The following is a 15,542-nucleotide window of genomic DNA, read 5'->3' on the forward strand; positions in this document are numbered from 1 at the left end:
GAGAAATCCGGCTGTAAAAGCTTGAGGATTTCTTCTTTTTTTGTAATAAGGATGAAACATTTCTTCGTTATTAAACGTAATTAAGAGTGTGAACCATAATTAATAGATCATAGGGGGATAAGTTGTTATGCCAGAGAGAGTGTACCGTTCAGTGCAAGATAAGATGATTGGAGGGGTTTGTGGGGGACTTGCCGATTACTTTCGTGTCGATGTTACCTTAGTGCGCCTGATTGCTTTAGTCGCTTTGTTTGCGGGAGGAGTTGGCTTTTTAGCCTATTTGGCAGCATGGGTGATTATTCCTGTCAACCCTGCAGAACAGAAAGGGTATACCGGGAGTTATAAATCTGAGGTTGGGGAGATTTCTCTTTCTAAAGAAGAGGTGCCTGATCTTGAAGGGAATGTTAAGAATTTTGACCGGTACGAGAATCATGAAAATCACGAGAATCGCTCTAAAATTGCCGGCTTGATTTTAGTAGTTTTAGGTGTGGTCTTTTTACTTGAACGCTTTTTCCCGCGTTGGTTTGATATGAGTAAAATGTGGCCTGTCATTCTCATTTTTATAGGGCTCATCATTATTGTACGGGGGGGCAGGAAATGAAAAGAGTCTTTGATAATGTAAGTCGAGGACTGCTTCTGATTACCATTGGGATTATCTTCTTCCTTCTCAACTATGGATACTTGTCTTGGGGTTTTTGGGCTCATGTTATTGATTTATGGCCATTAATTTTAATTTTGGCGGGTATTGGATTATTATTTAATCGACGTATTCCCTTCAGCGCTATATTGCTGATTTTTATCTTAAGTATGGTTGGATATTCTTTAGTTGTAGGCGATAACTCCATGCCTGATCAGATGTTAAACAAACTTCAAAGCAACGTCAGTGAGAGTGGAACTTTTGATGTTTCTTTACCTCCGGATGTAAAAAAGGCAAAAGTAGAGCTTGAGCTAGGAGGAACTCAAGTGCAAGTGAAGACTTTAAACACTGAAAGTAATCCAGGTAAAGTTCAGCTAATGACTGGGACTTACCGAGGGGAAAGCGGGAGTTCAGCTTCAGACACTCATAAATCCCCTGTTGAGGTCATGCATTCAGGAGATACCATTACGGCCAAGCTCTCTTCCGCTTCAACGGCAGGTAATGGCCCGCGCAGTATAAAAGAGCTGTCCCTCAACCTTTCCCCTGAAGTGCGTTATGATCTGAACGTTGAGGCAGGAGCTATTAATGGAAAAATAGATCTCAGCCAGCTTTTGGTAGAGCAGTTCAAAATTAGTACGGGAGCGAGTGATTTTGAACTGGAATTTGGTGATACCGGTTTAACCACCGAAGGAAAAATTGACAGCGGGGCTTCTAAAGTAGTTTTAGTGGTCCCTGAAAATGTTGGCTTAAAAATCCGTTTTAGTGGGGTTGCCAGTAATACAAATTTTATGGGCTCAGGTTTACTGTTAGAGGATAAAAACTGGTTAAGTCCAAACTTTGCTCAGGCAAAGAGTAAAGTTGATCTTGAGATTTCTACAGCTGCCGGATCCCTACAACTGAAACGGCCAAAAGTAATGATTCGGTGATGTTAAAATATGGGAAAATGTCCATACTATTAGGTGAGCAGGGACATTGAAGTTGATGTGAATAGCCTAAAGATGGTATAATTTAAAAATAATCCTTTAGGATAGGAGATTGAGGATGTAGAATGGATATCATTTTGGCTCATCGCCAAATAGATTTTGATGCGTTAGCTTCTATGGTAGCGGCCCAAAAAATTTATCCCAACAGTGTTTTAGTCATGGACGGGAAACCTAATGCATTTGTACAAGACTTCTTGGCTTTATCCAGGGATCTGCTAAGGTTTTACAGGGCTCAAGATATTAATATGGATGAGGTTACCAGAGTAATTTTAGTAGATACCCATGACCTGCATAGGGCAGGAGTTCTGGGGGACAAAGTAGCAAAGCATCCTGATGTTGAGATAGAGATTTATGACCACCATCCTTATGCTGGTGAGCTTAAGCAAGGAATGGCCATTGAACCTGTTGGAGCGTGTGCTACTCTTCTTGTCGAAAAGTTGGCCGGATTGGGGATACCTTTAAGCGGTTTTGAAGCAACCTTAATTGCCATCGGAATCTATGATGATACGGGGAGTTTATTATTTGATAATACCACAGTACGTGATGTTCACGCTGTGGCTTATTTATTAGAACAGGGAGCAAATTTAGGAGTTATTGCCAAAAATTTACGTCGTCCCCTTGCGGAAGAACAAAAGGAGCTTTTACAGGAACTCTTAGATCAAGGGCAGACAGAATTTTTTGATGGATTACCGGTCTATATTTCATTTGCGGAGACAAAGGACTATGTTGGCGGCCTGGCTTTATTAGCTCATCGGGTAGGGGAATTGGAAGGTGCCGACACTTGGTTTTTATTGGTCAAGATGGAGAATAGAGTGTACATAGTAGGACGCTCTAGGGGGAGAGGCTTGCCCATCAATGGAATAGTTCAGATGTTTGGTGGTGCCGGGCATGAGAGAGCGGCTTCAGCCACGATTAAAGATGCTGAGCTCTCCGATATTTTGAAGAAACTGCGTTCTGCCATTCAAAGTCATGCTAAACGTCCGCATCTCGTCAGAGACATTATGAGTTTTCCAGTCAAAACGGTGACACCTGAGACTCGTTTAGGTGACGTGGAACAAATTTTACTGCGTTACGGTCATACCGGAGTTCCGGTTACGGAAGGCCATAATTTAGTAGGTATCATTTCCAGGCGGGATGTAGATAAGGCAATCAAACATGGGCTTAAGCATGCTCCTGTTAAAGGCTTTATGGCTGCAAAAGTGGCTACCGTCGATGCCGATGCGCCTTGGGATGAAGTCCAGCGGTTAATGGTTCAGCATGACATTGGCCGGCTGCCTGTGGTTGAGGACGGCAATCTGGTTGGCATTGTCTCCAGATCCGACGTTTTGCGTTTAGTTCATGGAGGATCTGTTCCTATTGAAACTCAACTTGTACGTGAACGAAGTGCGGCTATTCGACAGGATATCCTGGACTTAATCGCACATTTGCCGGAAGAGGTTCAGAAGGTTCTTGAGGCCGTGAGAGATACCGCAGAGGAAGAACAATGTTCGGTTTATGTTGTTGGCGGGTTTGTTCGTGATTTATTGCTTTCCGTACCTACTCAGGATTTAGATTTTGTTGTTGAAGGCAGCGGAGGGCAATTTGCCCAGGCCTTAATGAAGCGGATGCCTAATGGTAAGCTGACTCAGCATATAACTTTTGGAACTGCTCAAATTATTTTTCCGGATGGAAGTCATTTGGATATAGCGAGTACGCGTTGGGAACATTATTCTTTTCCCGGGGCACTTCCTCAGGTTGAAGAGTCTTGTTTGCGGGATGATTTGTTTCGGCGGGACTTTACCATCAATTCAATGGCAATTTGTCTTAATACAGATCGCTTTGGTGAGTTAGTGGACTATTATGGCGGCAAGCAGGATCTGCAGCAAGGTAAAATCCGCTTTTTGCACAATATAAGCTTCATTGACGACCCTACTCGTATGATAAGGGCCATACGGTTTGCCGAACGCTATTATTTTAGTTTTGCTAAAGAAACTCTCGATGCTTTATATACAGCTATTGAGACAGGCGTGCTTGGGAAGCTTAGTGTCGAACGGTTCAGCGAAGAAATGCTGCTCATTTTGAAAGAAAACAATTATTTGGCCATGGGTCAGACTTTGGTTAAGTGCGGTTTGCTTAACGCCTGGTTTGGCAAAGAATTAGCTTGGAATTTTAACTTAGATGATGCTGAGGAAAGTGTGAATTGGTCCCTAAATATACGCTGGCTGAGTTCTGTTTCCCGCATGGACTCCGCCGAAATTGAGAGTTTGCTGGAAAGAGTATGCCTGAATAAATCTCTCAGGGATGAAACCATTCATTATATTCACCTGCGGGAATCTTTGAAGGAATCCTTAAGTTTATCGGAAATGGATCGCTTGCTGACTAAAGCTCCTAAGGAAGTTGTGTTTGTTTTGGCTCGGGACGAGAGCTATAAACATAAAATTTCGGAATGCCTTAAGGCCGCTCAAAGGATCAATATGTCTCTTGACGGCAAAGCTCTCATTAAAATGGGAGTAAAGCAAGGTCCGGAAATTGGCAAGATACTGGATCGGGTACGAATGGCTTGGCTTGAGGGCAAGATCAGTACCACAGAAGAAGAGCAGTTAATGGCTCGGAAGTGGGTTAAGGCCCAACGTTAAAGGAGGTAAAGGTTTGTTCGATTTTAATTTACCGGCCATCATTGCTAATGTTCCCGCTTTGATGATTGGGTTTGCCTTTCATGAGTTTGCTCATGCTTGGGTCGCTGATCGATTAGGAGACCCTACACCGCGGAGTCAGGGGCGTTTGACCCTAAATCCTTTCGTACATTTAGATCTTTTCGGAACACTCATGGCCCTTTTATATAGATTTGGGTGGGCTAAACCTGTAATGACCAATCCCCTTTATTACCGGGGAGATAAGCGGCGAGGACAAATCATGGTTTCTCTGGCAGGTTCCATTATGAATTTTCTAGTTGCCTTTGTGGTGATGTTTATTTGGTTTGTGACTATGCTTGGCTTTGAAAGTTCACAGTGGACGGAGATTCTATCCCGTGTATTTCAGGCAACGATTCTTATGAATTTGGGGTTGGGAATTTTTAATTTACTGCCTATTCCGCCCCTTGACGGTTTTGGCGTACTGAGCGGGTTATTGCCTGGGCGATATGCTCCTCAGCTAAAGCTCATGGAGCAATATGGGCTGATTATTCTGGTTTTGCTTCTCTTTACCGATATTGTTAATATAGTCCTTTATCCGACAATGAGTAATATTTTCGATGCTTATCAAAAAATTATTACCCTGATATTGACCCCATTTTTAGGGTGAGATTAGGAGATAATGACTATAACGATGAGTGCCTAATAATAACAGAGGGGTGTTAATATGAAGGGAAAAATATTTAGCGGCATGCGTCCGACAGGAGCATTGCATATAGGGCATTTGAGTGTGATTCAAAATTGGGTAGCATTGCAGGATGATTATGAGAGTTATTTCTCCATTGTTGATTTACATGCTTTAACGACGGGGTATGAAGATAAGCTGGATTTCCATAGTCTGAGGAGAGAAATCGCTCTGGATTGGCTCAGTGTAGGTATTGATCCTCAAAAAAGCGCGATTTTTCTGCAGTCGGATATTAAGGAACATGCCGAGCTCCATCTGCTGTTTTCCATGTTCACACCATTGTCTTGGCTGGAACGTGTGCCTACCTACAAGGATCAAATTCAACAGTTAAGTCAACAGGGCAAAGAGCTTGGCACCTATGGATTCTTAGGCTATCCTCTTTTGATGGCTGCCGATATTTTAGTTTATAAAGCTGATGTTGTACCTGTAGGGGAGGATCAAATTCCCCATGTTGAACTTTGTCGGGAAATCGCCCGGCGCTTTAACCACCTTTACGGAGAAGTTTTCCCGGAACCTAAAGCTCTGATTGGAAAGGTACCCCTATTGCCGGGAGTGGATGGAAGGAAAATGAGCAAGAGTTATCATAACGCCATCTCGCTGACAGCTTCTTCGAAAGAAATTAAAACCCGGGTTCAACAAATGGTTACCGATCCGGCACGCTTGAGAAAGGATGACCCAGGTCACCCTGAAGTTTGTGTTGTTTATAAATTTCACCAAATATACACTCCTGAGGTTGCTGAGGTTGAAGAAAAATGCCGTGGAGGAAAAATCGGCTGTGTTGCCTGTAAACGGCATTTAGCTGAGACCTTAGAGAAGTTGATCAGCCCATTTAGGGAAAGACGCGCTTATTGGGAGGAGCCTGGACGGGTGGAAAAGGTTTTAGAAGAAGGTGCTGAGCGAGCGAGGATAACGACCTCTGATACTATGAAAGAAGTCCGAAGTGTCATGGGGCTGTAAATGGTACGCGAAAACAATATTAGCCCTCAGGTTGAACTTCCGGCTTACCAGGGCCCCCTTGACTTGCTGTTAACCTTAATTCAACAAGAAAAAGTGGACATCTATGATATTCCTATTGCGCGTATTGCTGATCAGTTTGTCGAAGTACTGAGGCAAATGGAGTCCATGGATATGGAAATTACTTCTGAATTCTTAGTTCTTGCAGCCCAGCTGCTCTATATGAAGTCAAGGGAGCTATTGCCCAAGCCTCCCAAAAGTGAAGAAAGTCCTGCTGAGGAAGAAGATTTACGTCAAGAATTAGTGGAACGTTTGGTTGCTTATCGTGCTTTCAAACAAGCAGCTAAAGTATTGGAAGGTTTAGAAACATCCTCTGGGCGGTCTTATTTTCGTGAGGTCAACCTTGAGGAGCTGTTAAGGGATGCCAAACCAGAAGATCCCCTAAAGGGGATAACTTTTGACAATCTTTGGCAGGCTTTTTGTCAAGTTATTGAACGTGCCGAAAAAGGGGAAGACATTCGATATGTTGAACCCGATGAAATAGGGATTGAAATAATGCTGGCAGATGTTTTGCGCCGTGTTCTGCTGCATCCTAAGGGGATTCGTTTTAACCAGCTTATAAGAATTGGATCGCGCATGGAATTGATTGTCTCTTTTCTGTCACTGCTGGAATTATTAAAATCCGGAAAGGTTCGGGCTGAACAAGTAACCCTTCTAAGTGATATAATGATATATCCAACCCCAAAAGCCTGGGAATTTACCGTAGAGGAGTAGATGGAATGCTGTTTAGGGAACCGGAAACAGCTGCCTTAGAGGCCCTTTTATTTGTCGCAAAAGAACCCCTGACTCCCGAATTCCTAGGGGAAATTCTGGAATTAGACTCAGGTAAGGTTGAAGAGCTTCTTTATGAACTACGTACTCGGTATACTGCCGATTCCAGCGGGCTTGATTTGATAGAAGTTAACGGCGGCTATAAATTAGGTACTAAGCCCCAAGTGGCCCGCTATATTGAAATTTTATATAAGCAGCCCGCTCAAGCACTTTCCAATGCGGCTCTTGAAGTACTTTCCATTATCGCCTACAAACAACCTGTCACAAGGGGAGAAGTAGACTTTATTCGAGGAGTTCAATCGGATCGCGCATTAGCCACCTTAGTGGAAAAGGGCCTTGTGAAGGATGTGGGCCGCAAAGAGGGACCTGGGCGACCCATATTATATGCGACAACAGAACAATTCCTTCTCCATTTTGGTTTGCGTTCTTTAGAGGATATGCCGGATCTGGATATAGAGTCACTTAGCGAGGAACAAGTGGCTAGTACTCAAGAGTAACAGAATGAATTGCCAAGACAATTGAATGAGTTCTGACAGCAAAAAATACGCCATGTAACGACTTTAAGACGGATCAAGGCGTATTTTTATACTCTGTAAAAAGACCCCAAAGACGTGCAGAAGACCCTAGACCCGAAAGGCAGGGCAGCTTCGTCCACAGGAGCGAACCCATTGCATGGAGAGGCGGTAAAAGCCCACAAGCGGCAGCGGGAATGCGGAGCCATGGTTAATCAGGTATTACCCTGAGGTTTGGCACGAAAGTGTCCGGTGGACATTTTCGCCGAAGCGGCAATCTCCAAAGAATACTTACCCGCTGAAGGAAGCTCCCGCAGGCGCGAGTGGGCGAGCCTCGGAATGCGGTGAGCGGATGTGGCGAAGCTTGCCCGACCCGGCAAGGTGCCTTTTTTAATCTGCTGATGCTGTATCAGCAGCCTAGAAATCTAATTGTGTTTGCCAGAAGCATCCTTCTTCCCCTGCCCATTAATGAGACGGGATGAAACATAAGCTCCAATCAAAGTTATTACCACGAGTAAAATAGATCCATAGATTTCGAATTGTTGTTTTGTCTTACCGATCTTGAATATTTTCTGGTAGATTTCAGGGGCTTGTTCTTTAAGGGCTATTAATTTATCCTCGAGATTGTCAAATTGGCTGGTAATTTCTTGATAGGTCGTACATAATACTTCATTTTTCTTTTGGATTATTCTATCCATTGTTGGTGTTCGAGTAATGGGCTGAGGGCTGTGAGGTGTATCAAAAACAAACCTTACCGTGTTCTCAATGGCGCTAAACTCATGGTTGGAATATCCGGCATTTTTAAGCCCGGAGATAAACCCTTCAAGCATAAGTTTATCTTTCAAAGTTATTTGAACATCCATGGTTAATTCTGATGGCTCAGAAAATTCCCCTAACTTAAAACCTGTCAGCCACCAATGTTTTCCCTGGCGGGTAAAGAGTGTTTTACCGTTCTTTTTTAACGTGCAGGACATCTGCAGTAAATCTTTATCTGTTGCACACTTATAAAAAGTACCGTTAATAACTCCAGGGATCTTTAGATTTATACCTTCGTTATAGACCCCTATTTCACAACCCGTGACCAGGTCATATTGGCCCTTCCAAAAACCGATCATCCATTTTTTTTCATTGTATTGAAAATAAATAGGTTCACTGTCTATGATCATTCCCAATGGCGCAGCTGCCTCATCATACAAGCGGCAGTAGCCTACATTCCGCTGCCAAGGGTTCAAGATAGAACAAAAAATATCTTGGATAGAATCATAAGAATAGCCGGCAAGTTCGATGGCTTTATTAAATTCTTCATTATTAATTGACGAAATCTGAACGGACATACCTATCCCTCCTTAGTACATAGTATTGGATAGGTACATAGAATGGCACATATTATGTAAAAAATGTTAAATAAAGTTATTTGAATATGGGTTAGAGTTATAGGGAGTGAATTTAGGTGGAATTCTTTGAATACGGGGATAAAGAAATAAATTACTTAAAGCGCAAAGATAAAAAATTAGGTGCTGCCATTGAACGCATTGGCATGATTGAACGCAAGATAACCCCTGATCCATTTATTGCTATAGTTTCAAGTGTTGTCAGTCAGCAAATTTCTAACAAGGCGGCAGAGACAGTATGGAACAGATTGCTTTCTCTTCTCGAACGGATAACCCCTGAAAACATTGCTCAAATGAACGTGTCCAAAATTCAAGGCTGTGGGATGTCTGAAAGAAAGGCCGGTTACATTAAGGGTATTGCAGATGCGGCAATTTCAGGAAGCGTGGATTTTAAGACGCTTCATACTCTATCCGATCAGGAAATCATTGATGTATTATCTTCATTGCATGGTGTAGGAGTTTGGACAGCAGAAATGATTCTTATTTTTTCACTTACTCGGCCGGACGTCGTAAGTTATCGGGATCTGGCGATTTGTCGAGGAATGAAAAACTTATATGGGCTTAAAGAACTCCCTAAGGAAAAATTTGAGAGGTATCGAAAACGATACTCACCTTACGGCACTGTTGCATCCTTATATTTATGGGCGTTATCAATATGATCCCGCAGCCAGGGATAGCGAAAAACAAAAAAGGGGCCTATTTTAAGGCTGCCCCTTCTGCTATAAGCGATCCATTATCGTTTTCGTTCCAACACCATTCCCAACATGATCATTCCAAAAATGGCAAAGATGTGGAAGATAATCCATCCGGGTTCTAAAAAGCTAAATATACCAGGGTCTACTTTTCTCATTTTCATCATAACTAAACCCTCCATCATTTAATATCTGCACCATTAGTTTTTGTAACTTTATAGTTTAAATACGGTGATTGGAAAGGCAATCATTGCCTAAAATTTTCTGTTTTGTATAAAACAGCGCGATGAAGGGAATCTTACCTTTTTAGGGTGTGTTACTAGGATGATGTCTGGAGTACGGAGGGGTTCTGGTGCGGGTCTTAGCTCTTTTGCTCGCTATGGTAATTATACTGTTAATCAGCTTTGTTTTAAAAATTAAAGTGGATTTTCGATATCGCCGTATCCAAGAGGAGGATCATATTGATATTGATTTTCGCATGTTTGGCGGGCTTTGGCGGGCAAACTTTCAGATCCCAACGGTTCAATTAGAATGGGAAAAAGGCCCTCAGCTGGAACTTGAGCAAGTTGCCAAAACTAAAGGGGGAACACGTAAAACTAAAGCAAAGGCTCGTATTCGTTATATTCGGCGGGGGTGGTTAAGCCGTCTCTGGCTGAACCTTCCTAATTATATTGCTCTATTTAATTCCATTAAGAAACAATTCTATAAAGGAATACATTGCAAGGAGTTTAGTTGGCGAGTAGAAATAGGTTATAAAGATGCATGTCATACGGCTTTGGCGGCAGGATCCTTTTGGGTTATGTTTGGTTTTGCTATGTCTCATCTGTATCGTCAAGTGACGATGGAAGTAAGCAATCCCACCCTGGAAGTTGTTCCACAATACAATAAAGAATGCTTCTTTTGTGACTTTCGATGCATATTCCATTTAAGAATAGGTCATATTATGATCGTAGGATGGACATTATTGCGAACGTTTTTGCGGGGAATAAGGGGGTAGCTAAGATATGGGGAATCATCCCATTGAATCATTAATGAAAACAGCTATGGAAAGCATCCAACAAATCGTTGACGTTAACACGATTGTGGGAGATCCGGTTGAGACCCACGATGGTTCTGTTATTATTCCAATCTCAAAGGTTTCTTGCGGTTTTGCTGCAGGAGGCAGTGAATTCTCTCCGCCGGATGATAAAGAAGGAGGAAATTCCGGCGGCGGTTCGTCGGGGCAAGGTGGATCTCTGCCTTTCGGCGGCGGTGCCGGAGCAGGAGTCTCTGTACAGCCCATCGCTTTTTTGGTGGCTGGCAATGGAACAATCAGACTGCTCCCAGTGGATAGTAATGTGGTCGTTGATCGAATTATTGATACAGTTCCCGATCTGTTGGACAGACTTTCGGGAATGTTCCAAAAGAAAAAGAAAAACCCGGACGATATTAATATTGCCCGGGACTAACAAATTATGGCCAGTAACAATAGTTAAGCAGAAAGAACGGGATGAACTCGTTCTTTTTTGTTTGTCTTTTTCATACATTTTAGGCAGGGGGTGGGAAATGGTTAACCTCATCTGGCTTATTATGTTAGTTATCGGCATAATTATCTCAGCCTTGAACGGGCATATTGAAAACGTAACGACTTCCGCGATGAAAGCCGCTGAACTTGGCGTAGAAGTTGCCATTGAACTTATTGGTGTGATGAGTTTATGGTTAGGTCTCATGCGTTTGGCAGAAGAAGCCGGTTTAGTAAAAAGCATTGCTCGTCTTTTTGGTCCGGTAATACGTCGGTTATTTCCTACTCTTAGACCGGACAGTCCTGCCCTGGGAGCTATTATTATGAATTTAAGCGCCAATATATTAGGTTTAGGAAATGCGGCAACTCCCTTTGGTCTTAAAGCTATGCAAGAACTTCAAAAGGAAAATAAAACTCCAGATGTTGCCAGCACGGCTATGATAACATTTTTGGCCTTAAATACTTCTTGTATTACGATTATTCCGGCAACAATCATTGGAGTACGCCTAAAAGCAAATTCTGCTGATCCTACAGAAATTATTGGGACAACGATAGTGGCTACAGGATGTTCTATGTGTGCAGCGATCTTGGTGGATTATTTAATTCGTCGCAGGAGGAGACCATGAATTTAATAGGCGAGATTTCTCGATGGGCGATTCCCTTACTTTTGTTGCTTGTTCCTTTAGTGGCTTATCTTAAGAAAGTACCCGTCTATGAATCTTTTGTGGCTGGAGCTGAGGAGGGATTTACAACAGGCGTTCGGATTCTTCCCTTTCTGATTGGCATGCTTGTTTCAATCAGGGTGTTCGTGGATTCCGGAGCTCTTAATATCCTATCCCACTGGCTTCAGCCCCTATTTACCTTGTTAGGATTAGACCCTGATTTTACCGCAATTATTCCCTTAGCAATTATGCGGCCCCTTAGTGGTTCGGGAGCCTTAGGGGTGGCTACACAGCTTATTAACGAATATGGTCCGGACTCTTATATAGGGCGTTTGGCGTCAACACTTCAGGGCAGTACAGATACCACATTTTTTGTATTGACAGTGTATTTCGGTTCCGTTGGAATCAAAAAATACCGCTACGCACTAAAATTAGGGCTGCTGGCTGACATCATCGGTTTGATTATCTCAGTTTGGATTGTCACAAAAGTGTTTTATTGATTAACACATTGAGCATACTAACAATGAACCAAAAAGGGGGCATTGATTGTATGCTGTATATTGTTTTGCCGGCTTTTAATGAAGAGGAAGCTCTTCCGGAACTATTTAAAGATATTGAACAGAATTGTGCTGCAATTCCTCATCAAATTGTGGTTGTTAACGATGGTAGTACGGATAGTACCTTAGATGTGGTAAAGAACCATGAAAAAACTCATCATAACATTCATAGTGTTAACCATGCTGAAAACCAAGGCTTAGGAGCAGCCATCAATAGTGGTTTTCAATATGTCTTAAGCCATAATGATCAAATTCTGGGTGCGGAGGAACGAGTTAATAACTCTCTGAATTATCCCGACGTGGTCATTACCATGGATGCTGACAATACTCAGCCGGCTGACTGTATTCCCTTACTTTATGATGAGATTTGCTCGGGGGCTGATCTGGTCATAGCTTCTCGTTATGCTCGGGGCGGTGAACAGCATGGCCTTTCTTTATTTCGCAGAGGACTGTCTTGGGGCGCAGGAAAAGTTATGAAAATCGTTGCTCCTATCAAAGGAGTAAAAGATTATTCATGCGGTTATCGCGCCTATCGGCTCCAGCTGTTAGCCCAGGGAACCCAATTCTATGGTCCGAATATTATCCAGAGCAATAATTTTTCTGGAATGGTTGAATTGTTGTTGAAAATTGCTCCCTTTGCAGAACGAGTCAGTGAAGTTCCCTTAAAGCTCCACTATGAGCTTAAAAAGGGTGCCAGCAAAATGAGAATCGGTGCAACTATTTGGGGATATTTGTCGCTAATTTATCAGCTTAAGTTAAAAAAATGGAGTACAGTTGAATGGGTCGAGGAATGAAACGGCTGTTGTTAGCTGTTATCTTGGTTATTGCTATAGTTCTGCGTCTACGTGGAATTACAAATCCTTTATTGGATAATCAAGCTTGGCGACAGGCAGACACGGCCAGCATGGCAACTCATATGATGGGACATCTCATGGATTTCCCAAGGGTATTCATACCTCAGCTTAATTATGATGGGGTAACACCGCAAAATGTGGAATTAGAATTCCCTTTTTTGCCCTATCTATTAGCCTGGACGTGGACTCTTTTTGGCTGGTCAGATCTTTGGGGACGTTTGTGGTCTGTGGGACTCTCTTTGTTGACGGTGTTAGGAATCTATGATTTGGGGAAAAATGTATTTTCTGAACGGGCAGGACTTTTGGCTGCCGCCATTTATGCGCTAATGCCCTTATCCATTTATTATGGACGAGTTGTCATGCCGGAACCCATGGCCCAGGCTTGGAGCATTTGGGCTCTTACAATCATTTGGCGATGGAGAGTCCGGGAACAGGAAAAGGGGCTTTGGAAAGCGGCTCTGTTTATGGCCGGCGCAATATTAGCCAAACTTCCGCAGCTCATGCTGTTCCCAGTTGCTCTTACCCTTGGTTTTTGGCCTTTACAGAAGGGGCGATTAGGGCAAATTGTTCGCTATAGTATGATTGTGCTTATTCCCCCTATGGTATATTATTTATGGGTACATTTTAATGTATCCGCCTCAAGTCGTTTTGTATCAGGAATTTTAACGGGACAAGTAGCTAATACAAGCAACATTGATTGGTCAATTTTGGAGAAAAATATTCAAAACGGCTATACGAAAATTGTCATATATCTGTCCGCAATAGGGCTTCTTCGCCTCTTACTGTTTCCTTCTCATGCCCGCATGGCTATTCTGGCCTGGGCAGGGATCAGTGGTTTATACGTGGGAGTGGCTTGTGCACGTATTCCCTTAGATTATTATTTAGTACCGGTTATGCTTTTGGCTGCCTTATTAAGTGCTTTCGCACTTGACATGATACCTTCACTACCAGGAACCGTTATTGGACTGGTATTTCTGATTTTGATCCACAAGGGGTCTTATACTGACTTAACCCCAAAGTATCATTGGGATCAGAACTATCTCAGCCAAGGAGTTTGGATTAAGGAGCACACAGAACCTTCAGCGGTCCTGGTCTTAAGTGATTCTCCTCCCATGACTTTTTACTATGCTCAGAGGGTGGGATTCAGGCTTTCGGCAGAAGCCAACGCTGAAACTTTGGACCAATTACCGGCAGACTATTTAGTCCGTCTTCCTCAGAGTGCTCAGAAGGACCCGTTCTGGGAAAAGGTTAAGACTCAATACCCTGAGGTGGGGCCCGGTGTTTTTGATTTGAAAGAAAGGAGAGAATAATGACTCAAAATAAAGAGGGCGGAGAACGTATACAAAAGGTACTGGCTCAGGCCGGTGTTGCCTCACGACGCCATGCTGAACAGCTTATTATTGAAGGTCGCGTGAGAGTCAATGGAGTTAGAATATCTGAATTGGGATGTAAAGTGAGCATTGAAGACCATATTGAGGTTGATGGAAAGCCGATTAAACGTTCTGAGAAACTCCATTATTACTTACTGAATAAACCTGTTGGAGTTATTACCAGTGCTCATGATCCTCAAGGGCGTCCTACAGTTATTGATTATATGAAAGGAGTTCCCGTTCGGGTTTATCCCGTGGGCAGACTGGATTACGATACTTCGGGGGCCTTAGTGCTTACCAATGACGGAGAATTAGCCCATCGTCTGATGCATCCTTCCTATGGAGTGGAGAAGACCTATCGGGTTTGGGTACGTAGTCCCGTTAGCCTTAACGCCCTTGAACTCCTGCGGCGTGGAGTCTTGCTTGAAGACGGAAACACCGCACCGGCAATCGTTGAGCGGTTAAGCGGTGTATCCCAAACAAGCGGAAAATCAAAAGAGAATAATCTGGAAGTTTTAGAAGTGACCATTCATGAAGGCCGAAACCGGCAGGTTCGCAGAATGTTTGCTGCCGTCGGCTACCCAGTAGTTAAACTGGAGCGGATCCGTTTTGGATCTCTGAGCCAAGGCTATTCCCTTCCCACCGGCGCTTATAGAGCTCTGACGAAAGAGGAAATTAAGGAATTGCGGTCTAAAGTTGGCTTATGATTTAGGATATAGGGGATGATCAATTTCCTTATTCCATTTTTCTATGTCTTTGCCGCCAAAGGAACGTAAAGCGTTTGCAACGGAATTAATTTTTTCATGTTCAGTTTGAATAAGCACCAACCAATGCCCAGTGCGTACTTCATGCTCATAATGACGGGCACGCAGATCAGAAAGCCCATAAGTAAGAAGTACTTCAACAAGCCCGCGTCCTTTGGGCTGGTGCATGAGTTGGCTGGCTATGGGTCCGGCAGCAACAACTTCTCCTAAATTAGGCACTACAAAAGGGGGAGCCTGAACCAGCCAAGCGTTAAATTTGTCTAAATTTATCTCGCTGGGATAATAGGCTAATTCATTGGCAATTTCTTCACGGAATTCACCTTGATGGAGGTATTCACTTCGGACGACCACCGATATTTTACTGTTCGCCAAAGATTCTCCTTGAATTTCTTCAATAGCTTCCTTCGTTTGCTGAGGCCCTTTAAAAATTGCAACAGCTGTGTTAAGCATATCCTTATCCTCCTTTTAAAGGCGCGTTTAATA

Annotated in this window: 18 protein-coding genes; 15 read left to right on the top strand and 3 right to left on the bottom strand. The window is 43.1% G+C overall.

The genetic code is table 11. The annotated features are described in order from the left end of the window. The first annotated feature begins 127 nt into the window (after positions 1–127). The 7 genes from DESOR_RS05295 to scpB all read left to right on the top strand — a co-directional run bounded on the left by DESOR_RS05295 (position 128) and on the right by scpB (position 7,253). Positions 128–598, top strand: coding sequence for a PspC domain-containing protein (locus tag DESOR_RS05295; RefSeq protein WP_014183579.1), 471 nt, complete (start codon positions 128–130; stop codon positions 596–598). Beyond that, positions 595–1,560 (top strand): LiaI-LiaF-like domain-containing protein, encoded by a 966-nt coding sequence (locus tag DESOR_RS05300; RefSeq protein ID WP_014183580.1) that lies wholly within the window; start codon positions 595–597, stop codon positions 1,558–1,560. Before DESOR_RS05295 ends, DESOR_RS05300 begins: the two co-directional genes overlap by 4 nt. Before the next feature lie 122 nt (positions 1,561–1,682). Continuing rightward, a complete protein-coding gene (locus DESOR_RS05305; RefSeq protein WP_014183581.1) occupies positions 1,683–4,232 on the top strand; it encodes a CBS domain-containing protein in 2,550 nt (849 codons plus the stop codon). Between the two features lie 13 nt (positions 4,233–4,245). After that, positions 4,246–4,896, top strand: a complete 651-nt coding sequence (locus DESOR_RS05310; protein WP_014183582.1) for a site-2 protease family protein — start codon at positions 4,246–4,248, stop codon at positions 4,894–4,896. Positions 4,897–4,953: 57 nt separating this feature from the next. Then, a complete protein-coding gene (gene trpS / locus DESOR_RS05315; RefSeq protein WP_014183583.1) occupies positions 4,954–5,928 on the top strand; it encodes a tryptophan--tRNA ligase in 975 nt (324 codons plus the stop codon). After that, positions 5,929–6,699: a segregation and condensation protein A gene (locus tag DESOR_RS05320; protein WP_014183584.1), complete on the top strand. Its 771-nt coding sequence runs from the start codon at positions 5,929–5,931 to the stop codon at positions 6,697–6,699. It abuts the gene before it with no gap. A gap of 5 nt (positions 6,700–6,704) precedes the next feature. Then, positions 6,705–7,253 (top strand): SMC-Scp complex subunit ScpB, encoded by a 549-nt coding sequence (gene scpB, locus DESOR_RS05325; RefSeq protein ID WP_014183585.1) that lies wholly within the window; start codon positions 6,705–6,707, stop codon positions 7,251–7,253. 440 nt (positions 7,254–7,693) lie between these two features. Here the strand turns inward: scpB and DESOR_RS05330 are convergent, their stop codons facing one another. After that, a complete protein-coding gene (locus DESOR_RS05330) occupies positions 7,694–8,602 on the bottom strand; it encodes a DUF4474 domain-containing protein (RefSeq protein ID WP_014183586.1) in 909 nt (302 codons plus the stop codon). A 116-nt stretch (positions 8,603–8,718) separates the two neighbouring features. Here DESOR_RS05330 and DESOR_RS05335 point away from each other — a divergent pair, with 116 nt between their 5' ends. After that, the gene (locus DESOR_RS05335; RefSeq protein ID WP_014183587.1) at positions 8,719–9,318 is read left to right on the top strand and encodes a DNA-3-methyladenine glycosylase family protein; all 600 of its coding nucleotides are present in this window, start codon (positions 8,719–8,721) and stop codon (positions 9,316–9,318) included. A 74-nt stretch (positions 9,319–9,392) separates the two neighbouring features. Here the strand turns inward: DESOR_RS05335 and DESOR_RS30540 are convergent, their stop codons facing one another. After that, a complete protein-coding gene (locus DESOR_RS30540; RefSeq protein WP_014183588.1) occupies positions 9,393–9,518 on the bottom strand; it encodes a hypothetical protein in 126 nt (41 codons plus the stop codon). A gap of 212 nt (positions 9,519–9,730) precedes the next feature. Here DESOR_RS30540 and DESOR_RS05340 point away from each other — a divergent pair, with 212 nt between their 5' ends. The 7 genes from DESOR_RS05340 (at position 9,731) to DESOR_RS05370 (ending at position 15,002) form a co-directional block, all read left to right on the top strand. Beyond that, positions 9,731–10,348 carry a DUF2953 domain-containing protein gene (locus DESOR_RS05340; protein WP_242832458.1) on the top strand — a complete coding sequence of 206 codons (618 nt, stop codon included), beginning with the start codon at positions 9,731–9,733 and terminating at the stop codon, positions 10,346–10,348. Positions 10,349–10,355: 7 nt separating this feature from the next. Then, entirely contained in the window at positions 10,356–10,799 is a 444-nt protein-coding gene (gene ytfJ, locus DESOR_RS05345) for a GerW family sporulation protein (RefSeq protein ID WP_014183590.1), read from the top strand. 97 nt (positions 10,800–10,896) lie between these two features. Then, positions 10,897–11,478, top strand: coding sequence for a nucleoside recognition domain-containing protein (locus DESOR_RS05350; protein ID WP_014183591.1), 582 nt, complete (start codon positions 10,897–10,899; stop codon positions 11,476–11,478). Then, positions 11,475–12,014 carry a spore maturation protein gene (locus tag DESOR_RS05355; protein WP_014183592.1) on the top strand — a complete coding sequence of 180 codons (540 nt, stop codon included), beginning with the start codon at positions 11,475–11,477 and terminating at the stop codon, positions 12,012–12,014. Before DESOR_RS05350 ends, DESOR_RS05355 begins: the two co-directional genes overlap by 4 nt. Before the next feature lie 50 nt (positions 12,015–12,064). Next, positions 12,065–12,865: a glycosyltransferase family 2 protein gene (locus DESOR_RS05360; RefSeq protein WP_014183593.1), complete on the top strand. Its 801-nt coding sequence runs from the start codon at positions 12,065–12,067 to the stop codon at positions 12,863–12,865. Continuing rightward, the gene (locus DESOR_RS05365; RefSeq protein ID WP_014183594.1) at positions 12,850–14,235 is read left to right on the top strand and encodes an ArnT family glycosyltransferase; all 1,386 of its coding nucleotides are present in this window, start codon (positions 12,850–12,852) and stop codon (positions 14,233–14,235) included. The genes DESOR_RS05360 and DESOR_RS05365 overlap by 16 nt, the downstream gene beginning before the upstream one ends. Further along, complete coding sequence (locus DESOR_RS05370) at positions 14,235–15,002, top strand: pseudouridine synthase (RefSeq protein ID WP_014183595.1); 768 nt, start codon at positions 14,235–14,237, stop codon at positions 15,000–15,002. The genes DESOR_RS05365 and DESOR_RS05370 overlap by 1 nt, the downstream gene beginning before the upstream one ends. Here the strand turns inward: DESOR_RS05370 and DESOR_RS05375 are convergent. Beyond that, positions 14,997–15,509, bottom strand: a complete 513-nt coding sequence (locus tag DESOR_RS05375; RefSeq protein WP_014183596.1) for a hypothetical protein — start codon at positions 15,507–15,509, stop codon at positions 14,997–14,999. The two genes, DESOR_RS05370 and DESOR_RS05375, sit on opposite strands and share 6 nt — an antisense overlap. Positions 15,510–15,542: the final 33 nt, after the last annotated feature.

Origin of the sequence: Desulfosporosinus orientis DSM 765 (assembly GCF_000235605.1) — a bacterium.
In the GTDB taxonomy this organism is placed as follows: domain Bacteria; phylum Bacillota; class Desulfitobacteriia; order Desulfitobacteriales; family Desulfitobacteriaceae; genus Desulfosporosinus; species Desulfosporosinus orientis.

Coding starts and splice junctions, on each gene's coding strand:
- DESOR_RS05295 (WP_014183579.1), top strand. CDS start 128: ATGCCAGAGAGAGTGTACCGTTCAGTGCAAGATAAGATGATTGGAGGG.
- DESOR_RS05300 (WP_014183580.1), top strand. CDS start 595: ATGAAAAGAGTCTTTGATAATGTAAGTCGAGGACTGCTTCTGATTACC.
- DESOR_RS05305 (WP_014183581.1), top strand. CDS start 1,683: ATGGATATCATTTTGGCTCATCGCCAAATAGATTTTGATGCGTTAGCT.
- trpS (WP_014183583.1), top strand. CDS start 4,954: ATGAAGGGAAAAATATTTAGCGGCATGCGTCCGACAGGAGCATTGCAT.
- DESOR_RS05320 (WP_014183584.1), top strand. CDS start 5,929: ATGGTACGCGAAAACAATATTAGCCCTCAGGTTGAACTTCCGGCTTAC.
- scpB (WP_014183585.1), top strand. CDS start 6,705: ATGCTGTTTAGGGAACCGGAAACAGCTGCCTTAGAGGCCCTTTTATTT.
- DESOR_RS05330 (WP_014183586.1), bottom strand. CDS start 8,602: ATGTCCGTTCAGATTTCGTCAATTAATAATGAAGAATTTAATAAAGCC.
- DESOR_RS30540 (WP_014183588.1), bottom strand. CDS start 9,518: ATGATGAAAATGAGAAAAGTAGACCCTGGTATATTTAGCTTTTTAGAA.
- DESOR_RS05340 (WP_242832458.1), top strand. CDS start 9,731: ATGGTAATTATACTGTTAATCAGCTTTGTTTTAAAAATTAAAGTGGAT.
- ytfJ (WP_014183590.1), top strand. CDS start 10,356: ATGGGGAATCATCCCATTGAATCATTAATGAAAACAGCTATGGAAAGC.
- DESOR_RS05350 (WP_014183591.1), top strand. CDS start 10,897: ATGGTTAACCTCATCTGGCTTATTATGTTAGTTATCGGCATAATTATC.
- DESOR_RS05355 (WP_014183592.1), top strand. CDS start 11,475: ATGAATTTAATAGGCGAGATTTCTCGATGGGCGATTCCCTTACTTTTG.
- DESOR_RS05360 (WP_014183593.1), top strand. CDS start 12,065: ATGCTGTATATTGTTTTGCCGGCTTTTAATGAAGAGGAAGCTCTTCCG.
- DESOR_RS05365 (WP_014183594.1), top strand. CDS start 12,850: ATGGGTCGAGGAATGAAACGGCTGTTGTTAGCTGTTATCTTGGTTATT.
- DESOR_RS05370 (WP_014183595.1), top strand. CDS start 14,235: ATGACTCAAAATAAAGAGGGCGGAGAACGTATACAAAAGGTACTGGCT.
- DESOR_RS05375 (WP_014183596.1), bottom strand. CDS start 15,509: ATGCTTAACACAGCTGTTGCAATTTTTAAAGGGCCTCAGCAAACGAAG.